Raw genomic sequence first — 14,284 nt, 5'->3', positions numbered from 1 at the left:
TTATTCCTCCTCGCTTCCTATAAGGGATACGCGGCTGCCGCCTGCAACCTCGAGCTTTACACCGTCGACGCTAAGCCAGATGCTTTGCGCATTCGGATTTTCCACAAACGTTAAACCAGCTGAAAATTGCAGACGCTCATACGCTTTTATATAATCGACAATCTCCTTATTCGTTGCATACCAAATATCATCCCGGCCCCCGATATATTCGCAAAACTGCTCCATCAGCTCCCAATTGCCTTGGTCATCAAACTCGTAGCTGTGACCCCATACGTACATGAGATACAAATATTGCGTTTTGTGCAGCTCCGCAAACGTCTCCGCATGTTCCATCAGACGATCATTATGGTGGCAAGTCGCCTTCCATTCATGCCAATCGTCTGGCAGGCCAAAGCCTCCTGTCGTCTGTACAACCCGCGCATATTCAATGCCGAGTGAGGGCAGCATCGTCTTAATCGCTGGACTGAACGAACCATTCGGATAAGACATCCCTCTAACGGCATACCCGAACAATTGCTCCAGCCGTTTGCGATCCTCCATCACCTCATGCACAATCTGCTCAGCCGGGCACCGGGCAATCGTCGGATGGGTTAGTGTATGAGCGGAAACCTCGTGGCCGTCGTAAAGCTGCACCGCCTCCTGCTCCGTCAGCCTGCGCCCCGTGCCGAACAGCCCACCATTAATATGGAACGTGCCTTTAATACCATGCTGGTTAAAAATATTTACGAGGCGCTTATCAGCGTTCACGCCATCGTCATAGCTCATTGTCAATGCTTTATGCTTGCCCTGTGGAAAACAAAGCAGGATAGACGTCATCGTTATTCCTCCCCATAAACTTTCAAATTGGCGTATTCCGCAACGAGCGGCGCCATTTGCCGAAATCCGATTTTGCCAGCCCCGAGCAGCGGGCCATAAGCTTCGCCGTCATCCTTCCATTCCAGAATAGGCAGCTCATTAATGGAAAAATAAATGCTGCCACCCCGCTTTACAAGCAGCATGCGATAGCTTTCAGTGCAGTCAGCCGTCCCCGGCAGCGGATCGGCACCTTGCGCTACGAGATGAAAACCATAGCTTTTGCGCAAATTGCAAGTATGAAACTGCCGTTCCTCCGGCCAGCGTCTGCGAAAATAAGCCAAGTGCAGCGCATTTATATCGCCGTGATGATATTGCTCATAGGGGCCGTTTCGCGCAGCAAGCGCACAATCGAACAAATCCTCCCCGCGGCGCCCCTCCGCCGCAAAAAACAAAATCGCCAGCCCCGGCTCCGCTATCGGGCGAAAATCCCAAGCGATGGCCACATCAGCTGGAAAATGATGCGGGCACCACAATACAAAGTTTGCCTGCTGGCCTTCTGCCTCATCCCGGGCACTGGCTAGACGCAGCCGCTGCTGCGGAAAGGAAAGGAGCGCATCCCCCTCCGCGTGAAAACCGCTTATATCCTCCGCGGTGCGCAGCGGATTGTCATAGATCAGCTTCCAGCTCGCTGGAATCATCGCCTGCTCAGCTCCTTCTCCATAGCAGGCAGCGCCTCTGGAATCAGCTCCAGGCTAATGATCGTATTCAGCGACCACTGGGCCGCCTCATTCGTATTAATCCAGTCGATTTCCTTCATGCTGCGGATGTTTTGGACAAGAACGGCCTCTCCCAGCAAATCCGTGCGGGCAAAAGCATTGCCCAGCAGCGTCTGCCAGGCAAACGCCGCAGTTGCGGCATCTTGGCGGCGGAAAGCGCCATAGGCGGTAATGGCAATGCTAAGAACCGGATGCTCAAAGTGGCTGTCGCTTATTTCTCCGCCCGTCAGCTCATCCTTTTGCTCCTGCGTCCAGTTGTAATAAACGCCTAACTCGCCCATCATATCTTCCCATTCCGGGTCCTTCAGCATCATCGCCAGCTCAAACCACACCTGCGGCGCACCCATGCATATGGCCAAATGGCGGCCATAGTTGTCTTCGCCAAACGGCGTAAGCACATTAGTCGCAGGGTCATAGCCATACGTCGGCCCGGAGATGAGCCGGTATTTCGCCTGCTTGACGCTGTTAATGCCGGTTACTATTTTATCCCGGTATACCGTATCCTCGAAGCGCTCCCAGCGCGTCATCCAGTTTGAGCTGAACGCAGCCCAATCCGGCCCGACGCGAATATGAGTCCTATGCTCGTCCTTCGGAAAATAAGCGCGCATCGGGTCCAGCACCACCGTGCTGTAATCGGCGTCCTTCACCTCATCAAGCATATCGCCAATGCGCTCATCGGCGGTCAAATAATAGTAGTAGCGGTGCAGCCCCGCCATCGCAATGCGCGCCTCCTTGCAGCCGCAGCCCCAATGGACCACGTTATGCCGCGAGCCAAGCCCGGCATATTCGCCAAAATGGTATACATCCACCTCGCTCGTATGCCGCGTCATCGCCTCAGCCAAACGGAAAATATCCTCGCGCCCGCTGCGCATGAACATGAGCCACAGCCACATATTCGGCACCAGCTCTGAATTTTGCCATGCACAGCCGCCAAGATCGTAGTTCCACACATGACGGACCGGATCATAGCTGTGCATAAAATCGCCAAAATCCCAAAAGCCGTACCAACGGCGCTGCTCCACTTCAGCCTGGTAAAAAGCAACAATGCCGTCCAGCCGCTCCTCCAGCTGTGCCTTTGCAGCGGTGCTGCGATCCGGCAGGCTCCAAATGCCGAAGGCGCGTGCCTCGTGCAAATACTCCGGCTCGCACACAAGCTGGGCAGGCGACTGATTTTCTGCCAGCATATGCGCCAGTCCCTCTTCATTCGGCGTAGTCGCCGTGCACCAAAGCGTCAGCTCATTCGTATTGGCAATGCCGTATGGCGTAGCCCGAAGCTCCTCTGAGCCCTCATAAGCCGACTCCACATACGTTTGTGTGTCATAATGCCGCAAATCCATCGCCGGCGCATCAGGCGACCAGAACCATACATTCAGCTCGGCCGATGACGTAGCCGTATGGCGAAGCTCCAGCGAGGCCGGATGCTTTTTCCAAAAATTCCGCATACCTGCAGCTAGGCCGCCGCCCTCGCTTCCGATGTAGGCAAGCCCTTCCGCACGGCTTCCCTCTCCCGCTTTCAACCAGCAGCACTGCGCCTTCGTACGCTTCGTCACCACATAGTGATCCGCTGAATGCTGCACCAGCTTGAAATCATCCCAGACCGCCGAATTTTCCAGCAGTCCGAGAAAATAAGCATCCTCGTCCGCATCAAAAGCAACGGCTTCCCCCGCCGCCTGCCGTTCAAACAGCTCGCGGTACTTCCCTTTCGTCCTCCGCGTATGCAGCGACTTCGGCGATTCCCGCAAAAAACCGCCGTCATTGCCCGCCAGCCGGACATGCCGATTGTAAAGCGGACCGCGCATCGGTACAGCGAGCGACAGTCCCAGCCCTTTTATGTAATCCGCATGTGGATTGCCGTCATAAAAAAACGTATGAACGAGGCGAATCGTGTCCAGCCCTGCATACAAATAAAAGCGCAGCGTGAACGGTATCCATTCGCGGCTTGGACTGACCCTGACTACGTTTTGCTGATTGGGCTTATTCGGGTCAGCACTTTGGCTCAAATTGTAGCTCGCGCGATGCTTGCCCGTCAGTTTAATAACCGACCTGACCGGTCCGTCCTGCTCGACAACCGCCGTATGAACAAAGCCGTGAAACGGCTCCTCCCGCAGCGTCAAAGCGCCATGCAGCTGATTGCGGCTTTCCTTCAAGCACACCAAATCGCCACCGCTGCACAGCTCCTGCTCCCCGCGCTTAATGCTGCGAATTACGCCCCTGCCGCTTCGCGGGAACGTACAAACGATAACTCCTGTATCTACGATGATCGACTCATCGGTTGTCACTACTTTTAGGATCGGCTGCTCGCCTTCCGCTGCCGCATCAAGCTCCTGCACCGGTGCCGCTGCCTGCTTTGCCAATCCCAGCTGAAAGCTGCCAGAATCGCTGGAGCCGACCGCCGCATGGGCGGACCATTTGATGCTGCCATCCGGCCAAAAAGCGGTAGGCCAGCTTTGCATCGGCAGCGCGGAAGCACTTGCCACATTTTCCATGCCTGCAGCCTCGCTATGCAGAACAAGCGAATCGCCGCGAAGCAGTTCGCCTTCCTTCCAAGGAACACCCCATGTTAAACCGACAGGCGCAGCCGCCTGTTTACCGAGCCATTTTAGCTTGACACTCATTGCCAGCACCTCTTTCCTCTAAGCTGCTTTCTATACTAGAAGGATGGTCGTTTGCGGGCAATGATACTTTTTTGCTCCATGAGCATTATGCCATATATGCCACTTAGCTGCCCTAATCAAATACCGACAACGGCCCATTTTTAAGCTTGCACTTTCTTGCCAAGGCTTGAACTTTATTGCTATAGCTGCAGGCAGAGGCTAATGCCAGTTCCAGCATGGAGACCTCTACCTGGCTACCTCTGCCCAGCTACTCCGCCTGACTCAGCTCGCGGTAGCGGCTTGGCGTCATGCCCTCCAGCTTTTTGAAAATACGGTTGAAATAGCTGTGCTGATAGCCGACCTGCTCGGCAACGTCATTGATTTTCAGCACCGATTCGCGCAGCAGCTCCTTCGCTTTATCCATCCGCAGCCCGGTCAAATAGTCGATAAAATTTTTCCCGGTCACCTGCTTAAACGACTTGCTTAGGAAAAAAGGATTCATGCCGATATGCTCCGCACAGCTGTCGAGAGAAATATCGCTCATATAATGCTGCTGCAAATACAGCATCGCATGCTCGATCTGCCGCTTCACCCCAGCATTCGTCCGCTCGCCCAGCTCCCTAAGAAACGGAGCCGCAATCATGCCGCGGAACCAATCCAACAGCAGCTCCGGCTCGCGGATTTGCGACAGCTGCTCATAACGGTTTGCTCCCTTGAACAAGCGGTTCGGGGAGATGCCCGACACCATAATGGCATGCTGGACGGAACCGAGCAAATGCAGCATGCCCTGCTGCACATCCATTTCCTTCGCCTCTTCGCTGGACAATGCCTGCAGAAACTGCTCGAGCAGCTCATATGCCTCAGCTTCACGCCCCGTCCGGAGCGCCTGTATAAACTCACGCTCCAGCGTAAATGGATAGGCAGGCTCCGACGCTGCGCTGCCCTGCTCCTCCAGCTGCTCCATATCAATAATTTGATTTTCCTGATCGTAGCGCCGGAAGCTGACCGCATGCTTCGTCTCCTCGAACAGATGCGGAATCTCTGTTATGCTCGCTGTATCCGGGCTGATCGCAATCGTCGCCCGCATATTAAGAATTTGGTTGAACGCCTGCATCGCTGCTTCACTGAATACATGCAGCTCCTCGCGATATGAGCGCCCTTCCGGCACAATAATAAGCAAGCCAGCTGCTAAATTATGAAAGTTAATCGTGTTGCTCTGCTCAAAATATTTTGCCGCCAGCTCCTCCATCATATTGACCGCCGCAAACGTCGCCAGCCCCTCATCGCCATATTTGAATTTGCCCTCCAAATTAGCAATTCCAGTCAGCTTCATATAAAGCACCATATAATGCGTGCCAGGCTCCACCCGCCATTTATAACGCTCCATTCGGCGAAGCAGCTCCCCTTCGGAGTAATCCGCCAAATAGCCTTGCAGCAGCTGGTGCAGAAAGCTCTCCTTCACATGAGGCAGCTGCTCCGAAAGCTTCGCATGCAATTCCTCGCTTTCCCGGTGCAAATGCTGCCACTGCCGCTCGATCCATGTAAATTCGCATTCCGGCTTGCCTGCCGGCGCGCTTCGCTCCCGCAGCACCGTCATCAAGCGATTGACCGGGGAGTATATGCTGCGCGAGGCGAGCCACGCCAGAATAGCAGCAAGCAGCAAGGCGCCAAGACTGGCCGCAACAATGCTTTTCGATACGACGATCACCGGCTCGGTAATGCCCGTAATCGGCGAAGCAGATACATAAGTCCAGTTGTCTGCAATCCGGGACAGCTTGCCATAGGAAACCGCATACGTCATGCCGCTCTCGCTGAACCGGAACAAAAAGGAGCCTTTATGCGAAACTTCAGCTGCAACCGCCTCATTTAAAGCGCTTACAAATTCAGAATTTCTGTCATTCCCGCTCGTTGACGCATAAAGCTCTCCATTATCCTGCATCAAATACGTTTCTCCGCCTTCACCTGGCGTCATCGTCCGCAGCATTTCGCTCACCTTGTCATTATCAAGTCTAATAAGCAGTGCTCCGAACGGATGCAGGCTGCCTCCAGGAACGTAATGCACAAGTGTCAGCTCCTTATAGGACGGACGGTCCGTGTCAAAGGCAACCTGTGTCCAATAAGCTACTTTATCCGATTGAAGCAGGCCTTCATAGGCAGCCGCCTGTCCATCTCCTTGCAGCACGCCATATTCCGGCCCGAACAGCACATGCTGCTCCCCGCCAAGATACAGCCCAACCTGCTTGTTCATCGTATTGGAGCCCTGCATGACCAGCAGCGTCTTCGTAATGTCACGCGCCTTCTCGAACTGCTGCACATAGTCCCGATTGCCAAGCGTGTAATCGAACTTGGAATCGAATGCCCAATGCGACAGCATCAGCTCCAAATTCGTCAACTGCTCATCAATGCTTTGCGCCCGCTGCTCAATTTGCTCATTATGCTGCTCCAGCAAGCGGTCCTCCAGTATGCCCCCTGCCAAAAAATAAACGAGCGCCCCGGTAATCAGTCCCGGAATGCTGCAAACGACGAGCAGCAAAATAAGATTTTTGCGATAAAATCTTCCTTTCGGACCCGCTGTCATCCCCGCCCCCGGCATAAGCCTGGCTTTCATTCTTTTGATCATGAGCTCACCCACTAGCTGAAAATTAGGAGATTCCAACGAATCCCCTTTGTAAACGCATTCGCTAAGCAGGCTGAATTTCCTGCCAATCACGCTTCATTTTATTTATTTAGCACATATACTGGAACCGACCCGAACAGGAAAAGACAGAAGACCGCTGCTATCCGCGGTTCCTCTGCCTATCGCCCTGCCCCAATCGGCCAGCAGCCAGCTATTTACTTGCTGCAAACAGCTCGTTCATTTCCTTGCTCAGATCATCGCCGCCACTCGTTTTCCACAGCTGAATCGCGTCTTTAAAACCAGCCTCGTCGATTTGGCCGACGATAAACTTAATCCGGGCATCATTCATAATATTGTCCAGTTGGGCGCCCTTTAGCGTATAAACGTCCGAGATAAAAGGCTCTGCCGGATTCATCACGATAAGCTGCTCATTTTCCTTCTGCACTTCCAACTGCTTAATACGCAGCGGCGTCTGCTTCACCTTCGTCGACTTATCCTCTGGAATAAAGCTGAGCATCTGATTCAATCCCTCGACCTCGGATTCGAGCAGCGCTGGATCCTTGCTTGGCACAAGTGCACCATCCACTATCGTATGATGCGTGTTCTCAATGCCGTAGCCTAGCAGCGTCTGCATTTCCGGTTCGCTCAATTGATCCATAAACTTGAGGATTTGCTTCAGCTCCTCCTCGGTTTTAATAGACGATTTCGGGAAGGCCAGCAAGCCAGCAAAACCGGAAGTTGGCAAGGTGCGTACCTGCCCATCCGTTCCTTTCACTCCGCCAAACACATCCATATAATGCACATCCGGCTGGTCTTTGCCCGCTGCCGCAAGCGCAGCATGAATTTTATCATCAGCCCGCGCCGCGCCGTCCACGACGTCCACAATGACGCCAGCCTGATTATTAACAAGCGGATCATTCCATTTTGCTGAATCCATAATGGCAAAATCCTGATTAATCAGCTTTTCATCGTACAGCTTTTTCATGAATTTAAGCGCTTCCAAATATTCAGGCGTTTCATAATCAACAATGAGCTTGCCGTCCCGCTCTCCCCATTTGTTCGGTGACCCAAACCACAGCTTGATCGTATCGAAGCCGCTCGCCCACTGGCCCGTCCACTTGACCATAACCATGCCGTACGTATCATCCTTGCCGTTTTTGTCCGGGTCCTTCTCCTTGAACGCCTTCAGCATGTTGTAAAAATCATCAATCGTTTGCGGCGTTTGGAGGCCAACAGCATCGAGCCAATCCTTGCGGTAAAATACCCCATTGCGACCAAGCGGACGGCCGCGGTACAGCCCGTAGTTTTTGCCATCAACAGAGGAGTTGTTTAAAATGACCGGGTTCGCCTGGCTCAAATTTTTATAATCCTTCAAATAAGGCCCGATTTCCCAAAACGCGCCGGATTTCGCGGCATTAACGAAGCTCGGGGACTTCACATCCGGCACATACATAATATCCGGCAGCTTGCCCGAGGCGAGCGTAATATTAAATTTATCCGTATAAGAAGCGTTCGGCACCCACTCAAAATGAATGTCGGTATTCGTCCGTTTCTCGATCTCTGCTGCTACCGGACTATCATCCTTCGGGAAATTCGTCTTAAAAATCGGCAGCATGATATTGAGCTGTAGCGCCTTCTCTGCTGCTGGGCTTTCCCCTGCTGTACCAGTTGGTGCAGCAGACGCACCTCCTGCGCTACCTTCCGCATTCTCCCCTTGCTGCGAGCAGCCTGCAATTACCGCTCCCGCCATTGTCCCAACGAGCAGCATAGGCAGCAAACGCTTTCTCTTTCCTTCTTTCTTTCTCATTGCTGACGCCTCCCTTAATCATTTATCATATATGCTAAAATACCAAACCGCCAGCTGCTTGCTCGCTAAATCGGCTTGTTTGTGTTGCCTCATGGATACTTCCCTAAGCCGTGTATTCGCGATTAGCCCTTAATTGAGCCAATGAGCACGCCCTTGGCAAAATGCTTTTGCAAAAACGGATAGACGAGCAGGATCGGCACAGTGCCGACGACGATTACCGCCATCTTGATCGATTGGTCGGGCGGCTTGACGAAGGACGGGTCCATCGCATTGATGTCGCCTGCCGCTGCCTGAGACAGCAGGACAATTTGGCGCAGCAGCACTTGAAGCGGCCATTTTTGCGGATCATTAATATACAGCAGCGCCGTGAAAAAATCATTCCAATGGCCCACTGCATAAAACAGGGCAAAGGTTGCAAGGACCGGCTTTGACAACGGCAAAACGATGCGCCACAGCAGCCCCAGCTCCGTACAGCCGTCAATGCGCGCCGCTTCCTCCAGCCCCGGCGGCAGCTCCTGGAAAAAGTTTTTAATAATGATCAGGTTGAAGGCGCTAATCGCCCCCGGTATAATGAGCGCCCAGTAGGAATCGAGCATCCCTAGCTCGCGAATGACCAAATACGTCGGAATCATGCCGCCGCTGAACAGCATCGAGAAAATGACGAGATTCAGCACGACATTGCGGCCCATCAAATTGCGTCTTGCCAGCGGATAAGCCATCGTAACCGTGAAAAACAAGTTGACCAGCGTCCCGAATGAGGCGATAAACAGGGAAACGCCAATGCTTTTCATAATCGTATTCGTTGAAAAAATAAATTCATATGCCGCCAGCGAAAACGTCTTCGGTATGAGAAACACCGTACGCTGGGTCAGCTCCGCATCGGTTGCGAACGAGCCCGATATGACGAAAATAAATGGCAGCACCGCCGCCAGTGCACAGACGCTGAGCACGATATAATTCGCGGTATCAAACACTCGGCTGGATACCGTATTGTAATGCTTAGCCATTTTTCAAGGCCCCCTTCTTCCATACTGTCTAATACAGCCCCGACTGTCCGAAGCGCTTCGCCAAATAGTTCGCCCCGACGACAAGCACGACGCCGATGAGCGATTTGAACAGACCAACTGCGGTACTGTAGCTGAATGCGCCTTGAGTGATTCCCATCATGTACACATACGTATCGAACACTTCTGCCGCCTGCCTATTGAGGGGGTTCAGCATGAGATAAATTTGTTCGAAGCCATTTTCGAGAATGTTGCCCATTCGTAAAATAAGCAAAATCACTATCGTGCTGCGCACTGCCGGCAGCGTAATATGCCAAATTTGCTTCCAGCGATTCGCGCCATCCATCGTAGCGGCCTCGTATTGCTCCATATCTACGCCTGCAAGCGCTGCGAGAAAAATTATCGTCCCCCAGCCGCATTCCTTCCAGATGGTTTGCATAATGATTAGCGGCTTGAACCATTCGGGCGTGGCGAGAAATTCGATTTTGCGCCCAGTATACTGCTCCAGCACTTCGTTGACCGGGCCTCCGGCCGTCGTCAGAAACACATACGTCATACTCGCCACAATGACCATAGAGATGAAATGCGGTACATAAATCATCGTCTGCACGGTGCGTTTGAAGAGCGCGAAGCGTACTTCATTCATCAATATCGCCAGCACAATCGGTGCCGGGAAGAAAAACACTAAATTGTATAAGGAAAGCAGCAGCGTATTGCGCAGCAGCATGAAAAACTCGGGATTGGCAAAAAACAGCTGAAAATGCTCCAGTCCCACCCACTCGCTTTTCAAAAATCCGGTAAACGGTTGGAAATTTTTGAATGCCAGCAGCACGCCCCACATGGGCACATATTTAAATACGATAAAATAAAGCAAGCCTGGCAGCAGCAATATGTACAGCCATTTGTCTTTCCTCAGCCGCCCCAGCACGCTTGGACGATAGTCCCGGGACGGCTGCTTGCTAGCTTCCGGCATAGCCGCCATTTGTTTCATCCTCGCTCACCTCCAGCTTTCGTTCGTTTACTTTTAAGCTACCGCGTTTGCCCCACTTGTCTCACTTGGCCTAAATCGTTTGCGGTGTAGCTTTAGTATGAGGGCAGCTCGCGTTTTCCCGCAATTAGACATTCTTGAACCGCGCTGCTGCGGGGTTTTTGGCCGTTTCACCAAGAAAGTGCAAAGCTGTGCAAAAGGTTTCAAGCCCCAAAAATGGCCCTGTTAAAAAGTCCGATTGCCAGCCCAACACAGCGCCTATTAAAGTACAAAGTAAAGCTTAACGGAAAGGCGTGAGTTTAGGGTGAAGGGACCACTCGAAGGGAAGCTGTATCATGGGGCGGCACTGTATCCTGAGCTTTGGGATGCTGACGTGCTTGCGGAGGATATTGCGTTAATGAAGCAAGCCGGCATTAATGTGGTGCGAATGGGCGAATTTATTTGGTCGAGGCTGGAGCCAGAGGAAAATCGAATTGATATCCGTTTTTTGGCTGAAATCATCCAGACGCTGCACGAAAATGAAATCGAGACGATTCTGTGCACACCGACGGCGACACCACCGATTTGGCTGTCGCATGGGCATCCGGAGCGGCTGTTCGTCAATGAGAAGGGCGAGACGCTGGGACATGGGTCGCGGCAGCATGCGTGCACGAACAACCCCTATTTTCGCGGGCGATCAGCGATCATTATAGACCGACTCGCTCAAGAGCTTGGTGGACTGGCGGGGTTGATTGGCTGGCAGCTCGATAATGAGTTCAAGGCGCATGTAGCGGAATGTATGTGCGCAGCATGCTTGGAGCAGTGGCATGGTTGGCTGGAGCAGCGGTATGAAACAATCGAGCAGTTAAATGAAGCTTGGGGCACTCATATATGGAGCGAATATTATAATCGCTTTGATCAAATTCCACAGCCGGGCGCAACGCCGTTTCTGCATCATGCCTCGCTGCAAACGATGTATCGACTGTTTTCGATGGAGAAGCTTGCTGAATTTGCCGAGGAGCAGATCGCTGTTATCCGGCGCTACTCGGCGCTCCCGATTACTCACAACAGCAGCATCGCCTTCCATGTGGACATTGAGCGGCTGTTCCAGCAGCTTGATTTTGGCTCCTATGATACATATGCGTCCAGCATCAATTGGCCTGCCTACTTGATCAACTGCGATTTATGGCGCAGCGTCAAGCGCGGCAAGCCGTTCTGGGTGATGGAGACGAGCGCCAGCTACAGCGGCTCGCTGGAAAGCTATGCAGCGCCTCACCCGGCCGGTTATGTGAAGGTTGAAGCAGTCGCTGCTTATGCACTGGGCGCGGGAGGCTTCTGCTATTGGCCGTGGCGGCAGCAGCGCGCCGGCAGCGAGCAGCCGCATGGCTCGGTGGTAAGCGCTTGGGGTAAAAAGACGATTGGCTATGCCCATGTCATGCAGGTGGAGCAGGCGCGGCAAGAGCTGGAGGAAATCATGCTAGCAACCTCGCCCATGCACGCTGAGCTAGCCATGACCTATTCTGATCGCGCCAAAGCCTATTTGCGCACCGAGCCGCTGCGCAAGCTGAACTATCGCGGGCTCGTCACCGATTTTTATGCCCGGCTGGTTGCGCTCGGCATTCATCGCGATTTAATTACAGAGGGCAGCGGGCTCGGCGGCTACAAGCTGCTGCTGACGCCATTCGTGCCCTACTTGTCGCCGGACTACCTCGACCGTGCCCTCGCCTTCGTTCGGGAAGGCGGCATCTGGATCGTCGGTCCGCTTACGGGTGGTAGGACGGAGCATCATACATGGCATACCGATGCTGCTTTAGGGAAGCTGGAGGAACGGGCTGGCGTAGAAACGACGTTCGTTTATCCAATGGATGGAACGAATGCGTACGGACAAGCCTTCGGCCTTCAGGCCCCGCTTGGTATGTGGAGCTCGGTGTTTGAGCCGCTAGACGACAAAGACATGACTGGCGCATCCGCTGCTGACAGCGATCACCGAGCAACCGCAATCGGCTGCGTGCATAGCGGACTAACGCCAGGCGCCGCTTTTATTACCGAGCGACGCATCGGTCAGGGCAAGCTTGTGATGCTCGGCTCCATGCCGCAAGGCGATGATGGGGATGCGCTGCTGCGGCGCATGCTGCTGCATTATGCCGATGAAGCGGGTGTCACGCTGCGGTTTGAAGCAACTGAGGGTACCATTGTCGCGCCAAGGCAGGGGGATGGTTATGTCATCTGGGTCATTATTAATATGGATGGTGCTGGCGGTCATGTGACGCTGCCGCAAGAAGGCGTTGACGCCCTGTCTGGAGCTGCTGTTCCTGCTGGTTCACTTCCTGTTGGACAGTATGAGCACAGAGTCGTTCGTTTTACAAAATAATTGATATATTCATATAAAAACAGCAGCGGAGCAGGACAGAAACTAGTGTCCTACTCCGCTGCTGCACTTATGCTTCAATATATCATACCAAAAGACAGGTTCGTGCATAGTCTTGGCGGATAAATACTGTGAAGTACCGAGCTGGAACAAAGCGTGCTCATTATTATCATTATCGTAAGCTTTGTGAAAATCTGAACCCTTACACCGAACTAGAAAGCGAAGAACATCGTACTGGGAAGTTTCTAATCTATAGCTGGTTAAAAGAAAGATTCCCTAGATGCCAGGTTGAACTGGAATACTATTTGCCTGAAACGAGGCAGCGCTCCGATGTTATGCTCATTTATCCATCTGGTGAGAGATTTGCTTTTGAATTTCAATGTTCCATTATTACCGGATCGGCCTGGAAAGAAAGACATATACTTTATAAAAAAGCCAATGTCACAGACGTATGGATATTAAATATCGACATGCGCCGTTTGAACGACCGAGATGGAATTATTGTGGATGTTGTAAACGGATTAGAGTCAGCACACTATCAATCACTAAATGTAATTCAATATCTGGACACCAGGAATAGTGAGTTTCATCATTTAATCAATGGTTACCAAGATGGTAAACATATTTTCGACACCCAAAAAACAATCGCACCGTTTAGTCAATTATATTTAAAAGGCCATCTTTGCTGGACAGATCAACTTGAATGGTTACTAAAAGAAGAATGGGCAAGGAATGAACGTTTACGGATTGAACAAGAAGAGTTTGAACGTAGAGAGGAGCGTATTGCTGAGGAAAGAAAAAAAGCGCTAGAAGTGGCTGCTGAACAAGAGGTCATACAACGCAGAGAATATTACAAACAAATCATGATTGAACGACTGAACTTAAAGGGGAGGTTCTCATTAAAGGAAAGAGATCTGTTTAATAAATTAATGCTTAAACATGGATTTACTTTCGAATCATTTCCAGGTTTGTTTCATTTAGATGTTAAGCACTCTGAATTGATTATTCCCCCTGCTCAGCTATGGCAATTCTGGCTTTATGACAAATATGTATTTAAGCGAATTGAGCGGCATAAAAAAGAAGGATCTCCAAAAATATGGATCGAATATGCTATTGACGATTTTAAAAAACTTCGAAATGAAGGGGTATTTCGTACTGATAAATCGATTGGTTCCTCAAACTATACCTTTGCTATCTACGATTATATAAAAAAACTGAATACGGCAGCCCTACTTCAGCAGCTTGGGGGTCTGTCAACAATTTTGTGTAAACTCTGTTGAAGCAAAAGTTAACGCAGGTGCTGACTGATCCGTTCAGGGAAAAAGACGGAGAGCTGGAGGAGCATTTGTCCCCAAT

General features: G+C 51.9%; 9 protein-coding genes. 2 read left to right on the top strand and 7 right to left on the bottom strand.

The window, feature by feature from the left end; genetic code table 11:
- The 7 genes from AC50YG_RS09435 to AC50YG_RS09405 all read right to left on the bottom strand — a co-directional run bounded on the left by AC50YG_RS09435 (window position 1) and on the right by AC50YG_RS09405 (window position 10,584).
- Window positions 1-816, bottom strand: a complete 816-nt coding sequence (locus tag AC50YG_RS09435) for a polysaccharide deacetylase family protein (RefSeq protein ID WP_494826407.1) — start codon at window positions 814-816, stop codon at window positions 1-3.
- A 2-nt stretch (window positions 817-818) separates the two neighbouring features.
- Window positions 819-1,493 carry a DUF1961 family protein gene (locus AC50YG_RS09430; protein WP_494826406.1) on the bottom strand — a complete coding sequence of 225 codons (675 nt, stop codon included), beginning with the start codon at window positions 1,491-1,493 and terminating at the stop codon, window positions 819-821.
- Window positions 1,490-4,186, bottom strand: a complete 2,697-nt coding sequence (locus AC50YG_RS09425; RefSeq protein ID WP_494826405.1) for an exo-rhamnogalacturonan lyase family protein — start codon at window positions 4,184-4,186, stop codon at window positions 1,490-1,492. Before AC50YG_RS09425 ends, AC50YG_RS09430 begins: the two co-directional genes overlap by 4 nt.
- Window positions 4,187-4,433: 247 nt before the next feature.
- Entirely contained in the window at window positions 4,434-6,785 is a 2,352-nt protein-coding gene (locus tag AC50YG_RS09420; protein WP_494826404.1) for a helix-turn-helix domain-containing protein, read from the bottom strand.
- A gap of 208 nt (window positions 6,786-6,993) precedes the next feature.
- On the bottom strand, window positions 6,994-8,589 hold the full coding sequence (locus AC50YG_RS09415; protein ID WP_494826402.1) for an extracellular solute-binding protein: 1,596 nt from the start codon (window positions 8,587-8,589) through the stop codon (window positions 6,994-6,996).
- Window positions 8,590-8,711: 122 nt separating this feature from the next.
- Window positions 8,712-9,596 (bottom strand): carbohydrate ABC transporter permease, encoded by an 885-nt coding sequence (locus AC50YG_RS09410; RefSeq protein ID WP_494826400.1) that lies wholly within the window; start codon window positions 9,594-9,596, stop codon window positions 8,712-8,714.
- Window positions 9,597-9,624: 28 nt separating this feature from the next.
- Window positions 9,625-10,584: an ABC transporter permease gene (locus AC50YG_RS09405; protein ID WP_494826398.1), complete on the bottom strand. Its 960-nt coding sequence runs from the start codon at window positions 10,582-10,584 to the stop codon at window positions 9,625-9,627.
- Window positions 10,585-10,885: 301 nt separating this feature from the next.
- Between AC50YG_RS09405 and AC50YG_RS09400 the strand changes: the two genes are divergently transcribed.
- Together AC50YG_RS09400 and AC50YG_RS09395 are read left to right on the top strand one after the other, a co-directional pair.
- On the top strand, window positions 10,886-12,931 hold the full coding sequence (locus AC50YG_RS09400; protein ID WP_494826397.1) for a beta-galactosidase: 2,046 nt from the start codon (window positions 10,886-10,888) through the stop codon (window positions 12,929-12,931).
- A gap of 128 nt (window positions 12,932-13,059) precedes the next feature.
- Window positions 13,060-14,208, top strand: a complete 1,149-nt coding sequence (locus AC50YG_RS09395) for a competence protein CoiA (RefSeq protein WP_494826395.1) — start codon at window positions 13,060-13,062, stop codon at window positions 14,206-14,208.
- Window positions 14,209-14,284: the final 76 nt, after the last annotated feature.

Source organism: Paenibacillus sp. J31R34, assembly GCF_059383715.1.
This window is presented reverse-complemented; position numbering and strand designations above follow the sequence as displayed.

What these genes read in the sequence shown, in the direction of transcription:
- AC50YG_RS09415 (WP_494826402.1), bottom strand. Translation starts at nt 8,589, where the DNA reads ATGAGAAAGAAAGAAGGAAAGAGAAAGCGTTTGCTGCCTATGCTGCTC.
- AC50YG_RS09410 (WP_494826400.1), bottom strand. Translation starts at nt 9,596, where the DNA reads ATGGCTAAGCATTACAATACGGTATCCAGCCGAGTGTTTGATACCGCG.
- AC50YG_RS09405 (WP_494826398.1), bottom strand. Translation starts at nt 10,584, where the DNA reads ATGAAACAAATGGCGGCTATGCCGGAAGCTAGCAAGCAGCCGTCCCGG.
- AC50YG_RS09420 (WP_494826404.1), bottom strand. Translation starts at nt 6,785, where the DNA reads ATGATCAAAAGAATGAAAGCCAGGCTTATGCCGGGGGCGGGGATGACA.
- AC50YG_RS09435 (WP_494826407.1), bottom strand. Translation starts at nt 816, where the DNA reads ATGACGTCTATCCTGCTTTGTTTTCCACAGGGCAAGCATAAAGCATTG.
- AC50YG_RS09430 (WP_494826406.1), bottom strand. Translation starts at nt 1,493, where the DNA reads ATGATTCCAGCGAGCTGGAAGCTGATCTATGACAATCCGCTGCGCACC.
- AC50YG_RS09425 (WP_494826405.1), bottom strand. Translation starts at nt 4,186, where the DNA reads ATGAGTGTCAAGCTAAAATGGCTCGGTAAACAGGCGGCTGCGCCTGTC.